The sequence below is a fragment of the Streptomyces sp. CA-142005 genome (genome assembly GCF_050942335.1).
Classification (GTDB): domain Bacteria; phylum Actinomycetota; class Actinomycetes; order Streptomycetales; family Streptomycetaceae; genus Streptomyces.
Map to the genome: position 1 here is coordinate 2,999,601 of NZ_CP192078.1, position 17,734 is coordinate 3,017,334.

At 71.9% G+C, this 17,734-nt stretch carries 19 protein-coding genes; 7 read left to right on the forward strand and 12 right to left on the reverse strand.

Going from position 1 to position 17,734, the window contains the following annotated elements; translation table 11 throughout:
* Positions 1-184: 184 nt before the first annotated feature.
* Together ACQPXS_RS14320 and ACQPXS_RS14325 are read left to right on the forward strand one after the other, a co-directional pair.
* Positions 185-601, forward strand: a complete 417-nt coding sequence (locus tag ACQPXS_RS14320; protein WP_365326414.1) for a RidA family protein — start codon at positions 185-187, stop codon at positions 599-601.
* Entirely contained in the window at positions 598-1,053 is a 456-nt protein-coding gene (locus tag ACQPXS_RS14325) for a GNAT family N-acetyltransferase (protein WP_433449557.1), read from the forward strand. The genes ACQPXS_RS14320 and ACQPXS_RS14325 overlap by 4 nt, the downstream gene beginning before the upstream one ends.
* Positions 1,054-1,102: 49 nt before the next feature.
* Here the strand turns inward: ACQPXS_RS14325 and ACQPXS_RS14330 are convergent, their stop codons facing one another.
* Together ACQPXS_RS14330 and ACQPXS_RS14335 are read right to left on the reverse strand one after the other, a co-directional pair.
* Positions 1,103-1,825 carry an aspartate/glutamate racemase family protein gene (locus ACQPXS_RS14330; RefSeq protein ID WP_433449559.1) on the reverse strand — a complete coding sequence of 241 codons (723 nt, stop codon included), beginning with the start codon at positions 1,823-1,825 and terminating at the stop codon, positions 1,103-1,105.
* Positions 1,826-1,830: 5 nt separating this feature from the next.
* The gene (locus tag ACQPXS_RS14335) at positions 1,831-3,288 is read right to left on the reverse strand and encodes an NCS1 family nucleobase:cation symporter-1 (RefSeq protein ID WP_433449561.1); all 1,458 of its coding nucleotides are present in this window, start codon (positions 3,286-3,288) and stop codon (positions 1,831-1,833) included.
* A 189-nt stretch (positions 3,289-3,477) separates the two neighbouring features.
* Here ACQPXS_RS14335 and ACQPXS_RS14340 point away from each other — a divergent pair, with 189 nt between their 5' ends.
* Positions 3,478-4,140 (forward strand): GntR family transcriptional regulator, encoded by a 663-nt coding sequence (locus tag ACQPXS_RS14340; RefSeq protein WP_433449563.1) that lies wholly within the window; start codon positions 3,478-3,480, stop codon positions 4,138-4,140.
* A gap of 233 nt (positions 4,141-4,373) precedes the next feature.
* Here the strand turns inward: ACQPXS_RS14340 and ACQPXS_RS14345 are convergent, their stop codons facing one another.
* On the reverse strand, positions 4,374-5,069 hold the full coding sequence (locus ACQPXS_RS14345; RefSeq protein WP_351800678.1) for a uracil-DNA glycosylase: 696 nt from the start codon (positions 5,067-5,069) through the stop codon (positions 4,374-4,376).
* Positions 5,070-5,292: 223 nt separating this feature from the next.
* On the opposite strand from ACQPXS_RS14345, the gene ACQPXS_RS14350 reads away from it, so the two are divergent.
* Entirely contained in the window at positions 5,293-6,087 is a 795-nt protein-coding gene (locus ACQPXS_RS14350; protein ID WP_433449565.1) for an RNA-binding S4 domain-containing protein, read from the forward strand.
* 155 nt (positions 6,088-6,242) lie between these two features.
* On the opposite strand, the gene ACQPXS_RS14355 is transcribed toward ACQPXS_RS14350, so the two are convergent.
* From ACQPXS_RS14355 to ACQPXS_RS14365, 3 genes are all read right to left on the reverse strand, one after another.
* Entirely contained in the window at positions 6,243-6,692 is a 450-nt protein-coding gene (locus ACQPXS_RS14355; RefSeq protein WP_433449567.1) for a DoxX family protein, read from the reverse strand.
* A gap of 105 nt (positions 6,693-6,797) precedes the next feature.
* Positions 6,798-7,493 (reverse strand): class I SAM-dependent methyltransferase, encoded by a 696-nt coding sequence (locus tag ACQPXS_RS14360; RefSeq protein WP_433449568.1) that lies wholly within the window; start codon positions 7,491-7,493, stop codon positions 6,798-6,800.
* Between the two features lie 132 nt (positions 7,494-7,625).
* A complete protein-coding gene (locus tag ACQPXS_RS14365; protein WP_433449569.1) occupies positions 7,626-8,537 on the reverse strand; it encodes an acyltransferase domain-containing protein in 912 nt (303 codons plus the stop codon).
* An 86-nt stretch (positions 8,538-8,623) separates the two neighbouring features.
* Between ACQPXS_RS14365 and ACQPXS_RS14370 the strand changes: the two genes are divergently transcribed.
* Positions 8,624-8,920, forward strand: a complete 297-nt coding sequence (locus tag ACQPXS_RS14370) for a DUF6343 family protein (RefSeq protein ID WP_433449571.1) — start codon at positions 8,624-8,626, stop codon at positions 8,918-8,920.
* Between the two features lie 49 nt (positions 8,921-8,969).
* Here the strand turns inward: ACQPXS_RS14370 and ACQPXS_RS14375 are convergent, their stop codons facing one another.
* From ACQPXS_RS14375 to rpsA, 4 genes are all read right to left on the reverse strand, one after another.
* On the reverse strand, positions 8,970-9,350 hold the full coding sequence (locus tag ACQPXS_RS14375) for a tetratricopeptide repeat protein (protein WP_351800663.1): 381 nt from the start codon (positions 9,348-9,350) through the stop codon (positions 8,970-8,972).
* Between the two features lie 61 nt (positions 9,351-9,411).
* Positions 9,412-10,023, reverse strand: a complete 612-nt coding sequence (coaE, locus tag ACQPXS_RS14380; RefSeq protein ID WP_433449573.1) for a dephospho-CoA kinase — start codon at positions 10,021-10,023, stop codon at positions 9,412-9,414.
* A gap of 45 nt (positions 10,024-10,068) precedes the next feature.
* Positions 10,069-11,007 (reverse strand): PAC2 family protein, encoded by a 939-nt coding sequence (locus tag ACQPXS_RS14385; RefSeq protein ID WP_433449575.1) that lies wholly within the window; start codon positions 11,005-11,007, stop codon positions 10,069-10,071.
* 252 nt (positions 11,008-11,259) lie between these two features.
* Positions 11,260-12,750 (reverse strand): 30S ribosomal protein S1, encoded by a 1,491-nt coding sequence (rpsA, locus tag ACQPXS_RS14390; RefSeq protein ID WP_023551529.1) that lies wholly within the window; start codon positions 12,748-12,750, stop codon positions 11,260-11,262.
* A 228-nt stretch (positions 12,751-12,978) separates the two neighbouring features.
* Between rpsA and ACQPXS_RS14395 the strand changes: the two genes are divergently transcribed.
* Together ACQPXS_RS14395 and hrpB are read left to right on the forward strand one after the other, a co-directional pair.
* Positions 12,979-13,959: a class I SAM-dependent methyltransferase gene (locus tag ACQPXS_RS14395; protein ID WP_433449576.1), complete on the forward strand. Its 981-nt coding sequence runs from the start codon at positions 12,979-12,981 to the stop codon at positions 13,957-13,959.
* Between the two features lie 69 nt (positions 13,960-14,028).
* Entirely contained in the window at positions 14,029-16,554 is a 2,526-nt protein-coding gene (hrpB, locus tag ACQPXS_RS14400) for an ATP-dependent helicase HrpB (protein ID WP_433449577.1), read from the forward strand.
* On the opposite strand, the gene ACQPXS_RS14405 is transcribed toward hrpB, so the two are convergent.
* Both ACQPXS_RS14405 and ACQPXS_RS14410 read right to left on the reverse strand, forming a co-directional pair.
* Positions 16,544-17,536, reverse strand: coding sequence for a DUF3068 domain-containing protein (locus ACQPXS_RS14405; protein ID WP_433449579.1), 993 nt, complete (start codon positions 17,534-17,536; stop codon positions 16,544-16,546). The genes hrpB and ACQPXS_RS14405 overlap by 11 nt on opposite strands.
* A 28-nt stretch (positions 17,537-17,564) precedes the next feature.
* Positions 17,565-17,699 carry an SPW_0924 family protein gene (locus ACQPXS_RS14410; protein WP_433449580.1) on the reverse strand — a complete coding sequence of 45 codons (135 nt, stop codon included), beginning with the start codon at positions 17,697-17,699 and terminating at the stop codon, positions 17,565-17,567.
* Positions 17,700-17,734 lie beyond the last annotated feature (35 nt).

Below are 17,734 nucleotides of genomic sequence, written 5' to 3' on the forward strand. Positions count from 1 at the left end.
GCGCCCGGAATTCCGGCGGGCCTTCCCGCCCGTGCGCGAAGTCGAGAGTCCGTACGCCTCCGCCGTCGGTGTCCCGTCAGCAGAGCGGTCCTGGTAATTCGGGTGCGGTCAGGGCCGACGGGATCGATCATCGGAATCTGTCGGGAAGTCGTGTCGTCCACCGCCGTTTTAGGAGAGCACCCCAGTGATCCAGCGCGTAACCGTCCCGGTCCTCTTCCCGCCGCCCCGCTATGCGCACGCCTCCGTCGTCGAGGCCGGGACGAAGCTGGCCTTCCTGGCCGGGGCCGTGCCGCTCGACGAGAAGGGGGAGATCGTCGGCCCGGGTGATCCGGTGCGGCAGGCGGAGCAGGTGATCGCCAACCTGCGGGAGCAACTGGCCGCGGTCGGGAGCGACTTGGCGCATGTGGTCGCGACGGACGTGTACGTGGTGAGCAGCGAGCCGTCGGTGCTGTCCGCGGTGTGGGACGTGGTGGAGGCCTCCGGGCTGAGCGCGGGACCGCACTCGTCCACGCTGCTCGGGGTCGCCTGCCTCGGGTACACCGGGCAGCTGGTGGAGATCACGGCCACGGCCGTGGTGCCGGAGCGCGAGGGGAACCGGTGACGGACAAGGTCGTGCTGCGCCGGGCCGTGGCGGCGGACGCCTTGGCCGCCGCGGACGTGTATCTGCGGTCCTTCGACGCCGCCCTGCCCACCGTCGTCCGGCCGCGCACCGACGACGAGGTGCGCGAGTACATCCGGGATGTCGTCGTGCCGTTGCGGGAGACCTGGGTGGCGGAGGCCGACGGCGGCGGGATCGTCGGACTGATGGTGCTGAACCGGGAGTTGCTGTCGCAGCTGTACCTGGACCCGGAGTGGCGGGGGCGCGGCATCGGCGGCCGGTTCGTGGCGCTGGCCAAGGAGCGCAGCCCGGGCGGGCTGACCCTGTGGACCTTCCAGGTCAACAAGCCCGCCCACCGCTTCTACGAGCGCCATGGTTTCGCCGCGGTGGAGTTCACCGACGGCAGCGGCAACGAGGAGCGGGAGCCGGACGTGCGGTACGTCTGGCGGCCGTGAGCCCGGCCGTTCCGGCCCGCCGTGGCGAGCGAGGGCCACGCCGTCGGGCTCAGCGTGCCGGGTGTCCCCACCTCCTCCCCTTGGGCCGCGGCCTGTCGTAGCTGCCTGCTCGGCTGGTGGTCAGGCCCAGGGCGACCAGGGACTCGGCGAGCTTGACCGCCGCCGCCACCCCGTCGACCACGGGCAGCCCGAGCTTCTCCCCCACCGCCCGCTGCAGTCCCGTCATCCCGGCGCAGCCCAGGACCAGGACCTCGGCGCCCGCGTCCCGGGCCCGCTCGGCCGCCGTCAGGAACGCGGCCTCGGTGCGGCCGGGGTCGTCGGCGAGGTCGAGGACGCCGAGGCCGGTGCCGACGACGGCGGCGCAGTTGCGGGCCACACCGGCCGTCTCCAGGCTGTCCTCGATCTGGCCGCAGGAGCGGTCCAGGGTGGTGACGACGCCGTAGCGGCGGCCGAGGAGGCAGGCGAGGTGGGCGGCGGCCTCGGTGATGTCCACGACCGGGACGTCCACCAACTCCCGTACGCCTTCCCGGCCGTGCTCGCCGAAGCCGGCCAGGACCACGGCGTCGTACGCGGGTCCGTCGTACGTTCGCAGGGTGTCGAGGACGGCGGCGGCGGAGAGATAGCTGTCCAGCCAGCCCTCCGCGGACGCCGGGCCCCAGGCGGGGGTCAGACCGGTCACCGTGGTGGCCGGGTCCGCGGCGGCCCGGGCGCCGCGGACGATCTCCTCGGTCATCTCCTGCGTGGTGTTGCAGTTGGTGACGACGATCCGCACGCCTGTCAGGCCTCCTTCGCCGTCGTCGCGCGCTCCCGGCGGGTCAGCAGGGTGTACAGGCCGGCGGCGAGTGCCGTGCCGATGAACCAGGAGTACGGCGCCACATCGCTGAAGCTCTTCACCAGCGCCGCGACGGCGGCCACCGCGGCGGAGGGCAGGAACGCCCACAGCGCCGTCGGGTTGACGCCCTTGCGGTAGTGGTACGGGGTGCCCGGCCGGGCGTCGAACAGCGCCTCGACGTCGACCTTGCCGCGTTTGACCCAGTAGTAGTCGACCATGATCACGCCGAACAGCGGGCCCAGGAAGGCGCCGAGGCCGCCGAGGAAGTAGTTGACGACGGTCGGGTTGGAGAAGAGGTTCCAGGGGGTGACGAGCAGCGCGGCGACCGTGCTGATCATGCCGCCGACCTTGAAGGTGATCTTCTGCGGCCAGACGTTGGCGAGGTCGTACGCCGGTGAGACGAAGTTGGCGACGATGTTGACGCCCATGGTGGCGACCGCGAACGTGAACGCGGCGATCACGAGCACCCAGGTGTTGCCGACCTTGGCGACCAGTTCCGCGGGGTCGGTGATGGCCTGTCCGAACGCCTTCAGCGAGCCGGCTGTGACGATCACCGACACCACCACGAAGGCGGTGGAGTTGATGGGCAGGCCCCAGAAGTTGCCGCGCCGGACGGTCTTGTAGTCGGGCGCGAAGCGGGAGAAGTCGCAGAAGTTGAGCATCAGGGTGCCGTAGGTGGCGAGGATGAGACCGATCGCGCCGAACCACTGCTGCCACTGCTCTCCCGTGGACACGGGGTGCGGGGTGGAGGTGAGCGAGATGCTCCAGTGGGCCTTGGCCAGGATCCAGAGCGCCAGCGCGATCATCACCAGCCAGATCGCCGGACCGCAGAAGTCCTGGAACTTCCGTACGGCCTCCATGCCCCGGCTGATGATCAGAGCCTGGATCACCCAGAGCGAGACGAAGGAGATCCAGCCGAGCGCGTCCAGGCCGAGGAAGGAGTGGTGGGTGAGGGAGTCGAGGCCCGGCCAGGCCGCGAGCAGCATCACGTTGACGGCGACGGAGGCCAGATAGGTCTGGATGCCGTACCACATGATGGCGATCACGGCCCTGATCAGCGCGGGGATGTTGGCACCCCAGACGCCGAAGCTGATCCGGCCGACCACCGGGAAGGGCACGCCGTGGCGCTGGCCGATCCTCCCCATCCAGTTCATGCCGGCGTAGATGAGCACGAAGCCGACGAGCAGGGAGGTGAAGACCTGCCAGACGTTCATGCCGAGGACGAGCAGGCCGGCGGCGAAGGTGTAGTTGCCGAGGTTGTGGACGTCGGACATCCACATGGCGAAGAGGTCGAAGACCTTCCAGTTCCGCCGCTCGGCGGGGGCGAGGTCCTCGTTGACGAGGCGGGGGTCGGGGACGAACGCGGGGGCGCCGGTGACTTCGGCGCGATCGGCGAGGGACACGGGGCCTCCTGGACAGGGGGACGAAGGGGCCATACCGCAGGAACTCGGACGGACTGCGGACCGGAAACCCACAGCGGGGCGAGTTTGGTATACCAAACAGCTGCCATAGTGCCGTCGTCAAGCATTCGGACCGATGTCCTTGCCGTTACGGCCCCGTAAAAGTGGCCTCGCGTCGGCGAAGATGGGCCCATGACGAAGATCGAACCCCTGGGCGCGGTGCGCGAGCGCGTCCTGGCGAGCCTGCGGGAGGACATCATCGCCGGGCGCCTCGGGCCCGGTGACCGACTCGTCGAACGGGAACTCGCCGAGCGGTTCGGCGTCTCCCGCGTGCCGGTGCGGGAGGCGATCCGCGCGCTGGTCGCCGAGGGCTTCGTCCTCTTCGAGTCGGCCCGCCGCACGGTGGTGCGCCGGCTGAACCCGACCGACGTCAGGGAACTCTTCGAACTGCGCGAGGCGCTGGAGGTGTACGCGGCGGGGCTGGCGGCGTCCCGGGTGACCCCCGAGGCCCTGGCGGAGCTGCGGGACCTGCTCGACCAGGCGGCGCGGGCGACGAAGGAGGGCGACGCCGAGGCGATCACGGACGTCAACACACGCTTCCACGACCGCATCCGCGCCCTGGCCGGTAACAGCCTGCTGATCTCGGTCATGGAGCCGGTCGACGGCCGGCTGCGCTGGCTCACCCGGCGCAACGAGGAATGGCCCCAACTCCTCACCGAACACCGCGAGTTGTACGAGGCGATCGCCTCCGGCGACCCCGACCGCGCCCGCGCCCACGCCCTCGACCACGTCCGCGCCAACTACCGCTCGACGGTAAGACACCTGTTCGGAACCGATCCCGCCGACGCCGACTGAAGAGGGGCCGCTGGGGGCTCGTGACGGACGGCTACCGGCTTCCGCAGGACCGGTGCGAGATCCTGGCCGGCGGCTTCGGCTCCCCAGGGACCACCGAGCTGCTGGCGGGTCTCGATCGGCTCCTGATGGATCGGGCGGGGCCGACCGGCGTCGGTCGGGTACCGATGGGCCGACGGATGAGCCGCCGCGGACTCTGACGGGGGCGCCGGTCGGGGTCGGCTGTTGGAGGGCGGTTACCGCAGGCCGGCTGCCTCCGCCGCTGTGCGCAGCACCTCGCGGAGCATCTCCGTGGTGAGCCGGCCGGTGAAGGTGTTGCGCTGGCTGACGTGGAAGCAGCCGAAGAGGTCCAGGTCGTCGAGCGCGACCCGGGTGCCGTGGGCGAAGGCCGGGCGGGGCCGGGGCACGGTCCAGCCCGCCTCGCCGAACGCGGGCAGCGCGGCCTGCCAGCCGAAGGCTCCGAGCACGACCGCCGCCCTGAGCGTCGGGCGCAGCAGCCTGAGCTCCTGGACCAGCCAGGCGCGGCAGGTGTCACGCTCGCCGGGGGTCGGCTTGTTGGCGGGCGGAGCGCAGTGCACGGGCGCGGTGACCCGGACGCCGTACAGCTCCAGCCCGTCGTCGGCGCTGACGGACGTCGGCTGGGAGGCCAGCCCCTCGTCGTACAGCGCCTGGTAGAGCACGTCGCCGGAGCGGTCGCCGGTGAACATCCGGCCGGTGCGGTTGCCGCCGTGCGCGGCCGGAGCCAGCCCGATGATCACCAGCCGTGCGTCGGCGGGGCCGAACCCGGGCACCGGCCGCCCCCAGTACGTCCAGTCGGCGAACGCGGCCCGTTTCGTGCGGGCCACCTCCTCGCGCCACTCGACCAGGCGGGGACACGCCCTGCAGTCCGCGACCCGCCGGTCGAGCCGGGCGAGGGCGCTGCTGTCGTCCATACGGCCACCGTATGCCTCTACCGTCTCTGGTGGACGCCGCGCCCTGCACTCACCAGGAACCCGCCGTAGCCGGCCTCGGCCGGGGCCCAATCAGCAGGGCCGCGGGCAGAAGCAGTGCGGCCGGCTGCAGGAGGATCGCACCGGCACACCCGGCACCCGGCACCCCACGACCCCGGGAAAATCGCCTCCGGCTCACACGGCCCGGGGAGTTAAGGTCGGGGGCATGGCTTCCGAGGATGCGGACGAGAACGTGAACCGTGGGACCGGCGGACCGGACGGGCCCCGCCCCGCCCAGGACGCCCCGGACACCCAGGACACGCACGGCTGCGGTGCCTCCGCCGAGCAGCCCGTCGATCCGAAGATCGCCGCCGCGGTGGCCGCCGCCGAGGCGGCGGGGCCGGCCAAGGGTGAGACGGTCCGGATCGACAGCTGGATCTGGGCCGTGCGTCTGATCAAGACGCGTTCCCTGGGCGCCACCGCCTGCCGTGGCGGCCACGTCCATGTCAACGGCGAGCGGGTGAAGCCGGCCTACTCCGTGCGCGTCGGCGACGAGGTGCGCCTGCGGCACGAGGGCCGGGAACGCGTCGTGATCGTCAAGCGTCTGATCCGCAAGCGGGTCGGCGCCCCCGTGGCCGCCCAGTGCTACATCGACAACTCCCCTCCGCCTCCGCCCCGCGAGGCCATCGCCCCCGCCGGCCTTCGCGACCGGGGCACCGGCCGCCCCACCAAGCGCGACCGCCGCGAAATGGAACGCCTGCGCGGCCTAGCGGACCCGAGCCTCCCGGGCGGTTTCGGCGCCTTCGGCGGCGCCGCAGCCCCCGGCGGCTTCGCCGGACTCGGCGGCCCCGGCGGGTCCGGGGGCCGCGGTGGGCCCGCGGCCGGCGGCCGCGGCGGCTCCGGTGGGCGCGGTGGATCCAGCGGGTCCGGCAGGTCCGGTGGGACCGGCAGGTCCAGTAGATCCGGCCGGCGTGGTGGATCCGGGTCGGGCGGGGCCGGTGGGCACCCCCGGGGACGGTGACCTGAAGCGTTACCCCCGCAACGACCGCCAGGCCGGACCGACGGGCCGTCCACGTGGGCGTTGGTCCGAAGGCACCACCACCCCGCATGCACACGCCGGTGCCGTCGGCCGGGCCCCCGCGCCCGGCCGGCGGCACCGGCGCCGCGCGCCCAGGGTCATCGCCGCCGCACCAACCGCAGAAGGTCCGCGTTGTGCCCACGCCGGGCCCAGGCGATCAGGGCGAGCGGCACCATCAGGATCAGCGGGGTCGCCGCGTTCTGTCCGTCGAAGGCCGTGAGCTGGACGATGAACGCGCCCACCATCAGTGCGCTGAGCGCGATCGCCGCCACGGACTGCAGCACGGGGATCAAGAGCGCGACGCCTCCGGCGAGTTCGAGCGCGCCGATGGTGTACATGGCCCCGCTGCCCCAGCCGATCTTGTCAAAGGCCTCGACGGCCGAGGGGTGCGCGATGAGCTTGGGCAGCGCGCTCGCGAGGCCGTAGAACAGCGCGAGCAGCACCCGCACGGTCCGCAGCGCGACCCGGGCCGCGCGCCTCCGGCCGCTGAGGGAGCCGGCGGAGTCGACGGAAGCGGTGCGGGAGACGGGAGCGGTGGTCTCGGACATGAGGGTCTCCTGGGGGAAGCGGTGCCGATTGCTTTCACCGAGGTAGACCGGACACGGTCCGGAAACTCATCGCTCTTCCGGCCACCCTGTGCGACCGTCCGCCCGCTATGCCTTCGGCACCGCCCGCACCCAGGTCCGGTCCGGTGTCAGATACGCGTCCACCTCCAGCCCCGCTTCCTCCAGTGCCGACTCGAACTGCTCCTTGGTCAGCGGCCGGGCCCGGAACGTCTGGGTCCAGCGCACGTCCGGGAAGTCGTACTCGACATGCACCGAGTTCGCTCCGTTGCCGAGCGGCTCCGAGGAGACGATCCGCACGGTGAAGCCGCTCGGGTCGGCCCGCTCCCTGGGCACGTTCGTGTGGTAGTCCTCGCCCTCCCGCTGGATGAGCACGCAGCCGCCCTTCGCCACGTGCCGGGCGCAGGTACGCAGCATGCCCCTGCGCACCTCCTCGTCCCCGGCGTGCACAAGGAACGACGCGAGCATCACCACGTCGAACTCTTCGCCCTCCAGATCCAGTTGCTCGATGGGGCCGCATATCGTGCGCGCCCCGCGGATCCGGCTCAGCATGTCGGCGGACTCGTCCACCGCCGTGACCGTGAAACCGCGCTCGAGCAGGGGATGGGTCATCCGGCCCACTCCGCTGCCCAGCTCCAGGATGTGCGCCCCGGCCGGTACCGCCGCGGCGATGATGTCCGGCTCGTCGCCGACCGGCAGCCGCTCGTACAGCTCGACCGCGCAGCCGTCCGGGGTGATCGCACCGGGTCCCGTGCCCTCGTATCCCTCACGCATCTCGACCGTCATGCCCGAACAACGGCCCGCCCTCGCACGGCCGTTCCCGTCCGACCGCAGTTCACTCGTTCGAGTTAGCCACCGCTGTTCGGCTCGGCTCAGTGCGGTTCGGCGGCCTGGTCCGCGCTCCTCGCGTGGTCCTCGCTATCGCGCCGGGAACGGAAACCAGCCGCGCCCGATGTACCAGTGGCCGCCCGCCCGCAGATGGTCCCCCACGGCCCGTTCCACGGACGTGCGGGCGGGCAGCTCCGCGGCCGGGAGGTCGGGGTCGCCGAAGACGAACTGGACGGGTTCGGTGTCGGCCGGTTCGGTGTCCTCACGGACGGTACGGAACCGGTCCTGGAAGCGGATGATGTTGGAGTCGGCCGGCAGGTACCGCTTCAACTGCGGGTCGAGCAGCCAGGAGTGGCACAGTGCGGCCACCGGCCGTTCCTCGGGGAAGTGCACGGCGAAGAACTCGCGGGCCCGGGCCAGGGAGCGGTCGCAGGCGGACGGGTTCAGCGGACCGTGGAAGTCGGGGATGTGCAGGTTGAGGCAGGGCGTGCCGGGGAGCGCGTCCAGGCCGGCCGCCGCGAGCACGGGAGCCGTGCGCTGCCCGAGCCGTGCCCGCTCGAACTGCAGCCGGCCCAGCTGGAACAGTTCGCCCCGGAAGTGACGGACGAGCCAGCGCCGCGACTGCACGCCGGTCGTACCGTGCCGTCTGCGGTGCACGGCCATCTGGCGGCCCAGGTCGGCCAGGGTGTGCCGGGAGACCTCGGGCGGGATGCCGCGTTCCCGGTGCCGGGCGAGGGTGTGCGGGGCCGCGGCGACGAAGACGTACACGGCGAAGACGCCGGCCAGCTCGGGCGGCGCCGCGTCGAGGAGTCCGGCGAGCTCGGGTGTGCGGTCGACCTCCTCCGGATCGCTCAGCAGCTCCTCGACGCACTCCTCCAGGAGTCTCAGCACTCCCGGGTCACCGGTCACCCGGCGCCGCCCGGCCACCAGGACGTTGATGTCCTCGTGCGGCACGGCCAGGTCGAGGAGCAGTTCGGGCAGGTCGTCGGCGTCCGGCAGCAAGAGAACCCCCTTCGACGAGCAACGGTCGAGCGCCGTTGGTGTGCGTGGTCAGCGAAGAGTACGTTGCAAGCAGGAGTGGTGGTCCGATGCGTACGGGCAGTGAACCGGCGACCGCGCGCAGTGCTCTGCGGGCGCGGTTCTGGCTGTCCGTGTGGGGGCTGGTCTGGGCGGTCTTCGGCACGGTGGCGTTCGCACTCCTCGGGCGCCCCGGCTGGGCAGTGGCCTGCGGGGTGCTGTGGCTGGTGGTCACCGTCGACATGGCCATGATCGTCAGGCACATCCGGCAGGGCCCGCACTATCAGCCGGGCCGTGACGTGCCGCCGTACCGGCCGCCGGAGGGCGGAGCGCCGTTCCCGGGTCCGCCGCGGCACCGGCTTCCCTGACCGGCCCTACGCACGGCACGGCCGACTCGGTCGCTCGCTCGCCAGAGGGTCAGTCGTCGAAGCGTGCCGCCTTCAGGTACTGCGGGTTCGGGTCCAGTGCGGCAGCGAGACGGAAATGGCGTTTGGCCTGGTCGGGGCGGCCCTGGCGTTCGTAGGTGCGGGCCAGTGCGAAGTGCGCGAACGCGTTGTCCGGCTCGCGCTCCAGCACGATCGTGAACTCCAGCTCGGCGGGCCGCAGTTGTGCCGCGGCGAAGAACGCACGCGCGCGCAGCAGCCGGGCCGCGGTGTTCTCCGGGTGCGCGGCGATGACTGGGTCGAGCAGCTTCACCGCACCCCTCGGGTCCCGTGAGTTGAGCAGATGCTCGGCTGCACGGAAGTCGATGACATGCGTCTCCGGAGTACGTCCGGTGGAACCGCTGGTCTCGGGCACGGCAGAGTCCTTCCCTCACTGCACCCATTCAACGCCTGCGGGGAGGGCCGCTATTCCGGCGCTACTCAGTGGTACCCTCGCGCGCCCGCCGTACGAGGTCCTCCCACACCTCGGTGACGCGCTTGTGCAGCGCGTCCAGTGGTACGTCGTTGTCGATCAGGATGTCCGCGATCCGTCTGCGCTGCTCGCGGGTCGCCTGCGCGGCCATACGCGCGCGTGCGTCCTCCTCGGTCATCCCGCGCAGCCGGACCAGCCGGTCGAGCTGGGTCTCGGGGCTCGCGTCCACGACGATCACCAGGTCGTACAGCGGCGCCAGGCCGTTCTCGGTGAGGAGGGGCACGTCGTGGATCACCACGGCGTCGGCGGCCGCGGCCTCCTCCAGCTCCCGGGAGCGGGCGCCCACCAAGGGGTGCACGATCGAGTTGAGGAGGGCGAGCTTCTCCGGGTCGGCGAAGACGATCGAGCCGAGCTTGGGCCGGTCCAGGCTGCCGTCCGCGGTGAGGACGTCCTCGCCGAAGGCCTCGACCACGGCGGCGAGGCCGGGGGTGCCCGGCGCCACGACCTCGCGTGCGATGCGGTCCGCGTCGATCAGCACGGCCCCGTGCTCCACGAGCAGCCGTGACACCTCGCTCTTGCCGGCGCCGATCCCACCGGTCAGGCCCACTTTCAGCATGACCGGAAGCTTAGGCCCTGCCGCTGACAGCGGGCCCCGGGGAGGTCAGTTCTCGCCTTCGCGCTCCGCCAGGAACCGCTCGAACTCGCGCCCGATCTCGTCGGCCGACGGGATGTCCACCGGCTCGGCGAGCATGTTGCCCCGGGTCTCGGCGCCCGCGGCGGCGTCGTACTGGTGCTCCAGGCCCTGGACGAGTGCGGTGAGCTCCTCGTCGCCCTCCTGGATCTGGCGGTCGATCTCCGTCTGGGTGCGGTACGCGTCCGTGCGCAGCGAGTGCGCGACGCCCGGGAGGACCAGCCCGGTGGCGGCCGTGATGGCCTCCAGGACGGTCAGGGCGGCGTCCGGGTACGGCGAACGGGCGATGTAGTGCGGGACGTGCGCGGCGACGCCCAGGACGTCGTGGCCGGCCTCCATCAGGCGGTACTCCAGCAGCGACTCGGCGCTGCCGGGCACCTGGGCCTCCTCGAAGGGGCTGCGGTGGCCCGGGACGAGGTCGGAGCGGTTGCCGTGCGGGGTGAGACCCACGGGGCGGGTGTGCGGGACGCCCATGGGGATGCCGTGGAAGTTCACGGAGAGGCGCACGCCGAGCCGCTCGACGATCTGCCGTACGGCTGCCGCGAACCGCTCCCACTCCACGTCCGGTTCGGGTCCGGAGAGCAGCAGGAAGGGGGCGCCCGTGGTGTCCTGGACGAGGCGGACCTCGATGGCCGGGACCTCGTAGTCGGTCCAGCGGTCCCGCTTGAAGGTCAGCAGGGGCCGGCGGGCCCGGTAGTCCACGAGCCGGTCGTGGTCGAACCGGGCGACGAGCTGGTGGGGCAGTGAGTCGAGCAGTCCGTCGACGATCTGGTCGCCGGTCTCGCCCGCGTCGATGTATCCGTCGAAGTGGTAGAGCATGACAAGGCCGGCCGACTCCTGGGCGAGCGCCATGTCGACGACGGCGAGGCCCTTCGGCTCCCATGCGTACAAACCCTGCGGATCAAGCACTGTGACCGCTCCTCCTCGTGTTCGTTCATCGACAACGCGTCGTGGAGCGGGGGCATTCCCGTGAGACGCCGCTGATCAGCGTTCTCGAGAGACGGTACGACAACTCCCCAGGGGCGCGGGGAACTGCGCGACAAGCCACGACGCTCCCGCAGCGAAACGACGACCGGGCCACCCCGAACACGCCTGAGGGGCCGCACCCGGAAAGGTACGGCCCCTCAGAACCAGCTATCGGCTAACCCTCAGCGGCAGCGTTCAGCTCTGGCCACCGGCGAGCTTCTCGCGCAGCGCGGCCAGCGCCTCGTCCGAGGCCAGCGCACCGGAGGTGTCCGCGCCCTCGGAGGAGTACGAACCGCCGGTCGCGGCCGGAGCCGCAGCCTCGCCGCCCTCGGCCGCGGCAGCGGCGTCGGCCTCGCGGGACTTGATGACCTGCTGCTGGTGCTGCTCGAAGCGGGCCTGCGCCTCGGCGTACTGGCGCTCCCACTCCTCGCGCTGCTTCTCGTAGCCCGGCAGCCAGTCGTTGGTCTCCGGGTCGAAGCCCTCGGGGTAGATGTAGTTGCCCTGGTCGTCGTAGGACGCGGCCATGCCGTACAGGGTCGGGTCGAACTCGACCGAGGCCGGGTCGGCACCGAAGGACTCGTTGGCCTGCTTCAGCGAGAGGCTGATGCGACGACGCTCGAGGTCGATGTCGATGACCTTGACGAAGATCTCGTCGTTGACCTGGACGACCTGCTCCGGGATCTCCACGTGGCGCTCGGCCAGCTCGGAGATGTGGACCAGACCCTCGATGCCCTCGTCCACGCGGACGAACGCACCGAACGGCACCAGCTTCGTGACCTTGCCGGGCACGACCTGGCCGATCTGGTGGGTGCGGGCGAACTGCTGCCACGGGTCTTCCTGGGTCGCCTTCAGCGACAGGGAGACGCGCTCGCGGTCCATGTCGACGTCGAGAACCTCGACGGTGACCTCCTGGCCGACCTCGACGACCTCGGACGGGTGGTCGATGTGCTTCCAGGACAGCTCGGAAACGTGGACCAGACCGTCGACGCCACCCAGGTCCACGAAGGCACCGAAGTTGACGATCGAGGAGACGACGCCGGAGCGGACCTGACCCTTCTGGAGGGTCGTGAGGAACGTCTGGCGGACCTCGGACTGGGTCTGCTCGAGCCAGGCGCGGCGGGACAGGACCACGTTGTTGCGGTTCTTGTCCAGCTCGATGATCTTGGCCTCGAGCTCCTTGCCGACGTACGGCTGAAGGTCGCGGACGCGGCGCATCTCGACCAGGGAGGCCGGAAGGAAGCCACGGAGGCCGATGTCGAGGATGAGACCACCCTTGACGACCTCGATGACGGTACCGGTGACGATGCCGTCCTCTTCCTTGATCTTCTCGATGGTGCCCCAGGCACGCTCGTACTGGGCGCGCTTCTTCGAGAGGATCAGGCGGCCTTCCTTGTCCTCCTTCTGGAGGACCAGGGCCTCGATCTCGTCGCCGACGGCCACGACCTCGTTCGGGTCGACGTCGTGCTTGATCGAGAGCTCGCGGCTCGGGATGACACCTTCGGTCTTGTAACCGATGTCGAGCAGGACCTCGTCCCGGTCGACCTTCACGATGACGCCGTCGACGATGTCGCCGTCGTTGAAGTACTTGATCGTCTCGTCGATCGCTGCGAGGAAGGCTTCCTCGTTACCGATGTCGTTGACCGCTACCTGCGGGGTGGTGGCGGTGGTCTCGGTGCTGCTCGTCATGTGGGAAAGGGCTCCGGTACGGACATTGAAGTCGTAGGCACTGCTTACGCCGGGAGCCCGTTTCGCTCTGCAGAAGCCGGACAGCCAAGGAAGCGCCACCAAATGGACACCGGGTGCCCGGTGGCGCCTCGAGAACCGAGGGGACATACAACAGATGCGAGCGCAGCCTGCTCCGTCTGAGGTGCGCAGGCCCGCAGCGCAACTTGTAGCATACGGGGGCAGCCGGACATGGTCAATGCGCGAAGGCGCACACCCGGGGCAGATCGCCCCATAACCGGCAGAAGAAACGTCCCTGGAGGCCACGCAGGCCTTGGGGACCGCTTCCGTGACGAGCCCCGGCGGGTTGGACGGAAGAGTACGACGAGGGAGCCCGTCATCCAAGAGCCGGAAACGTACGAGCCCGAGGGAACCGAGGCGTTCGAGCCGGAGGCGACACGCCGTGACGCCGGTGTCGCGGAGAGCGCACGGGCCAACCGGGGCTGGTGGGATCGCAACGCAGACGAGTACCAGGTCGAGCACGGCACCTTCCTCGGCGACGACCGCTTCGTGTGGGGGCCGGAGGGCCTGGACGAGGTGGAGGCCGAGCTGCTCGGCCCGCCGGAGGAGCTGAAGGGCAAGGACGTCCTGGAGATCGGTGCGGGCGCGGCGCAGTGCGCGCGCTGGCTGGCCGCCCAGGGGGCCCGCCCGGTGGCCCTGGACCTCTCGCACCGCCAGCTGCAGCACGCCCTGCGCATCGGCGGATCGTTTCCGCTGGTCTGTGCGGACGCCGGCGCGCTGCCCTTCGCGGACGGCTCCTTCGACCTGGCCTGCTCCGCGTACGGGGCGCTGCCCTTCGTCGCCGACCCGCGGCTGGTGCTGCGCGAGGTGCGCCGGGTGCTGCGGCCGGGTGGCCGGTTCGTGTTCTCGGTGACGCACCCGATCCGCTGGGCGTTCCCGGACGAGCCGGGCCCCGAGGGCCTGTCGGTGTCCTCCTCCTACTTCGACCGCACGCCCTACGTGGAGCAGGACGAGGAGGGCCGCGCGGTCTACGTCGAACACCACAGGACGATCGGCGACCGGGTCCGGGACATCGTGGCGTCCGGTTTCCGCCTGGTGGACCTGCTGGAGCCGGAGTGGCCGGCCTGGAACACCTCGGAGTGGGGCGGCTGGTCCCCGCTGCGGGGCAATCTGATCCCGGGGACGGCGATCTTCGTGTGCGAGCGAGACTGACCTCCCGACTCGTACACACGTGCACGCGCGCGTGAGGGCCGTTTTTCGCCGTCGTACGACACTAGGGGCGTGATCCGTTACGACGCCCTGGACGCGCTGCCCGTGCGCTCGGCCCTGCCCGCCCTGACCGCGGCCCTGGAGGACGGCGGCACCGCCGTGCTCGTGGCGCCGCCCGGCACCGGCAAGACGACGCTGGTGCCGCTCGTGCTGGCGGGGCTGGTCGGGGGCGGGCCCGCCCGGCGTGTCGTGGTGGCCGAGCCGCGCCGGATCGCGGCGCGGGCGGCGGCCCGGCGGATGGCCTGGCTGCTGGGCGGGAAGCCCGGCGAGAGCGTCGGCTTCACGGTGCGCGGCGAACGGGCCGTGGGGCGGCACACGCGCGTGGAGGTCGTGACGACCGGTGTGCTGCTGCAGCGGCTGCAACGGGACCAGGAGCTGCCGGGTGTCGACGTCGTGGTCCTCGACGAGTGCCACGAGCGGCATCTGGACGCCGACACGGCGGCCGCGTTCCTGTGGGACGTACGGCAGGCGCTGCGGCCGGAGCTGCGGCTGGTGGCCGCGTCGGCGACGACCGACGCCGAGGGCTGGGCGCGGCTGCTGGGCGGGGCGCCGGTGGTCGAGGCGGAGGGCGTCGCGCACCCGGTGGAGGTGGTGTGGGCGCCTGCGGTGCGCCCGGTACGGCCGCCGCACGGGATGCGGGTCGACCCCGCGCTGCTGGCCCATGTGACGTCGGTGGTGCGGCGGGCGCTGGCCGAGCGGGACGGGGACGTGCTGTGCTTCCTGCCCGGCGTGGGCGAGATCGCGCGCGTGGCGGGCCAACTCGGCGATGTGGGGGACATCGACGTGCTCCAGGTGCACGGGCGGGCGCCGGCCGCCGTGCAGGACGCGGTGCTGGCGCCGGCGGCGCGCCGCCGGGTGGTGCTGGCGACCTCGGTGGCGGAGTCCTCGCTGACGGTGCCCGGGGTGCGCGTGGTGGTGGACTCGGGGCTGGCGCGGGAGCCGAGGGTGGACCACGCGCGCGGGCTGAGCGGCCTGACGACGGTACGGGCGTCGCGGGCGGCCGGGCGGCAGCGGGCGGGGCGGGCCGGACGGGAGGCGCCGGGGGCGGTGTACCGGTGCTGGTCCGAGGCCGAGGACGGGCGTCTGCCGGCGTTTCCGGCGCCGGAGATCAAGGTGGCCGACCTCACCGCGTTCGCCCTGCAGACGGCTTGCTGGGGCGATCCGGACGCCTCCGGGCTGGCGTTGCTCGATCCTCCGCCGGGTGGGGCGATGGCGGCGGCGCGGGAGGTCCTGTCGGCCGTCGGCGCGGTGGACTCCGCCGGCCGGGCGACGCCGGTGGGTGTGCGTCTGGCTCGGCTGGGGGTACACCCTCGGCTCGGGCGGGCCCTGTTGGACACCGGTGGTGGGGGTGCGGAGGTTGTCGCCCTGCTCTCCGAAGAGGTGCCGCGGGATTACGGGGACGATCTCGCCGGTGCGTTGCGTCGTGCGCGGCGCGGGGGTGACGCCTATGCGGGGCGGTGGGCCGCGGAGGTACGGCGGCTGCGGGCCGTCTCGGAGGGTTCTTCCCACCGGCCCGCCGGCGGCCGTCAGGCGGAAAGTGCCCTTGAGGTCGGACCGGGTACCGGTGACGAGCGGCTCGCCGGGGTCGTCGCCGCGCTCGCCTTTCCCGAGCGGGTGGCCAAGCGCGACGGCGGGTCGTATCTGATGGCCTCCGGCACGCGGGCCGAGTTGGGTGACGGGTCGGCGTTGCGGGGTGCGCCCTGGATCGTCGTCGCCGTGGCCGACCGGCCCGCCGGGAAGGGGCACGCGCGTGTGCTGCTCGGAGCCGCCGTCGACGAGGGCGTGGCACTCGCCGCCGCCGGGACCCTGCTCGACGAGCGGGACGAGGTCCACTGGGCCGACGGCGACGTCGTGGCCCGGCGTGTCGAACGGCTCGGCGCCATCGAGCTGGCCGTACGGCCGCTGAAGGACGCCGATCCCGCGCTCGTACGCGGGGCCCTGCTCGACGGGCTGCGGCAGGAAGGGCCCGGGCTGCTGCGCTGGTCGCCGGAGGCGGAGGTGTTGCGGCAGCGGCTCGCGTTTCTGCACGCCCGCGTGGGTGAGCCGTGGCCGGACGTGTCCGACGACGCGCTGCACGCGCGCGTGGACGACTGGCTGGAGCCGGAGCTGGGCCGGGCCCGGCGGCGGGCCGATCTCGGCCGGATCGACGCCGGGCAGGCACTGGCACGGTTGCTGCCGTGGGCGACCGGTGAGGCCGCGCGGCTGGACGAGCTGGCGCCCGAGCGGATCACCGTACCGAGTGGGTCCAGGATCCGGATCGACTATCGGGATCCGGAGCGGCCCGTGCTCGCGGTGAAGCTGCAGGAGATGTTCGGGCTGCGCGAGACGCCGGCCGTCGCGGGCGTGCCGCTGCTCGTGCACCTGCTCTCCCCCGCCGGGCGGCCCGCCGCCGTCACGGCCGACCTCGCCTCCTTCTGGCGGGACGGCTACCGGGGTGTACGGGCCGAGCTGCGCGGGCGCTATCCGAAGCATCCGTGGCCCGAGGACCCGGCGACGGCCGAGCCCACCCGGCACACCAACGCGCGGCTCAGGCGCTGACGGGTTCGGGTGCGGCGGGTTCCGTGGGTGCCGGGTCCTGGGGGCGGCGGGCGCGGGCCTCCAGGCAGAGGGAGAGGGCCAGGAGCAGGAAGCCCGTGGCGAGGGAGCCCCAGGGGACGTACGAGGTGAGCAGCAGCACCAGGGTGCGGTTGTGCTTGACCAGGGCGACCGTGTGCTCGATGTAGTCCTCGCGCATCTTCACGTCCCCGGCGAACGCCGTGACCCTGTCCCGGCCGCCGAGCAGGGTGCCGCCGCGCAGTTCCTCCTTGTGGAGCTCCTCGCCGTAGACGGGCGCTCCGGTGACGGGTTCGACCCAGAACCTGCGGACGGTGCTGTACCAGCGGGTGGTGCCGGTCCTGGCGACCGATTCCGGTGTGATGCCCTGGACGGGCATGGTCTTCGGCAGGGCGACCTTGGTCCAGGGGATGGTCTGTTCGAAGTAGTAGACCTCCAGGCCGCGGAAGGTCCGGGTGCCCTTGTAGTGGATGGGGCCGGTGGTGCGGGTCTGCGCGTCGAAGTACTCGTAGTCGCGTTTCTGCGTCAGGAACGGCCACTTGAACTCGATGCCCCGGCGGGTGACCGGGTCGCCGTCGACCGTCTCGCCGGTGGCGTGCACGGGGTCCTGGCTGTGGGCGTCGAAGATGTAGCGCTCGGGGACCTTGGAGACCATCTTGCCGTCGGGGCCCTGGACGTAGGACAGGCCGTCCCAGACCACGACCGGCCGGCCCGCCGTCCTCTCGATCCTCTTCGCGGCCGCCACATCGCCCTTGAGGGTCTGCACGATGGTGACCTTGGAGACCTTCCGCGCGCGCATCGTGCCGTAGTCGAGAAGGGTGGCGCCCTTGGCCTCCAGGACCATGTCCTGGTACTGGTCGGCGGGAATCCTGGCCAGGCGCGGGAAGGCGTACCAGCGCATGAGCGGGGCGAGCGCCGCGCAGAAGACGGCGCAGGCCAGCAGGACCAGGCTTGCCTTGCGGCGCATGGAAGGCCTCCCTCCGGGACGGGCGCGGCTAGGGGTGCGAGGGCACCGTCGTCAGCAGCGGCTTGGGGGATGTCCGGCTCGTCGGCGTACCCAGGGCGGTCATCGCCAGGACCAGGGCGAGCGCGAGGGCGAGACCGGTGGCGGCGGCGATCAGGGCGCGCATACGGGCCTCCCGGCGGACGGTCGTGTCCTGACAGT

Excerpts from the sequence above, each read along its gene's own strand:
- ACQPXS_RS14340 (WP_433449563.1), top strand. The coding sequence starts at position 3,478 with ATGACGAAGATCGAACCCCTGGGCGCGGTGCGCGAGCGCGTCCTGGCG.
- ACQPXS_RS14345 (WP_351800678.1), bottom strand. The coding sequence starts at position 5,069 with ATGGACGACAGCAGCGCCCTCGCCCGGCTCGACCGGCGGGTCGCGGAC.
- ACQPXS_RS14350 (WP_433449565.1), top strand. The coding sequence starts at position 5,293 with ATGGCTTCCGAGGATGCGGACGAGAACGTGAACCGTGGGACCGGCGGA.
- ACQPXS_RS14355 (WP_433449567.1), bottom strand. The coding sequence starts at position 6,692 with ATGTCCGAGACCACCGCTCCCGTCTCCCGCACCGCTTCCGTCGACTCC.
- ACQPXS_RS14360 (WP_433449568.1), bottom strand. The coding sequence starts at position 7,493 with ATGACGGTCGAGATGCGTGAGGGATACGAGGGCACGGGACCCGGTGCG.
- ACQPXS_RS14370 (WP_433449571.1), top strand. The coding sequence starts at position 8,624 with ATGCGTACGGGCAGTGAACCGGCGACCGCGCGCAGTGCTCTGCGGGCG.
- coaE (WP_433449573.1), bottom strand. The coding sequence starts at position 10,023 with ATGCTGAAAGTGGGCCTGACCGGTGGGATCGGCGCCGGCAAGAGCGAG.
- rpsA (WP_023551529.1), bottom strand. The coding sequence starts at position 12,750 with ATGACGAGCAGCACCGAGACCACCGCCACCACCCCGCAGGTAGCGGTC.
- ACQPXS_RS14395 (WP_433449576.1), top strand. The coding sequence starts at position 12,979 with ATGGTCAATGCGCGAAGGCGCACACCCGGGGCAGATCGCCCCATAACC.
- ACQPXS_RS14405 (WP_433449579.1), bottom strand. The coding sequence starts at position 17,536 with ATGCGCCGCAAGGCAAGCCTGGTCCTGCTGGCCTGCGCCGTCTTCTGC.
- ACQPXS_RS14410 (WP_433449580.1), bottom strand. The coding sequence starts at position 17,699 with ATGCGCGCCCTGATCGCCGCCGCCACCGGTCTCGCCCTCGCGCTCGCC.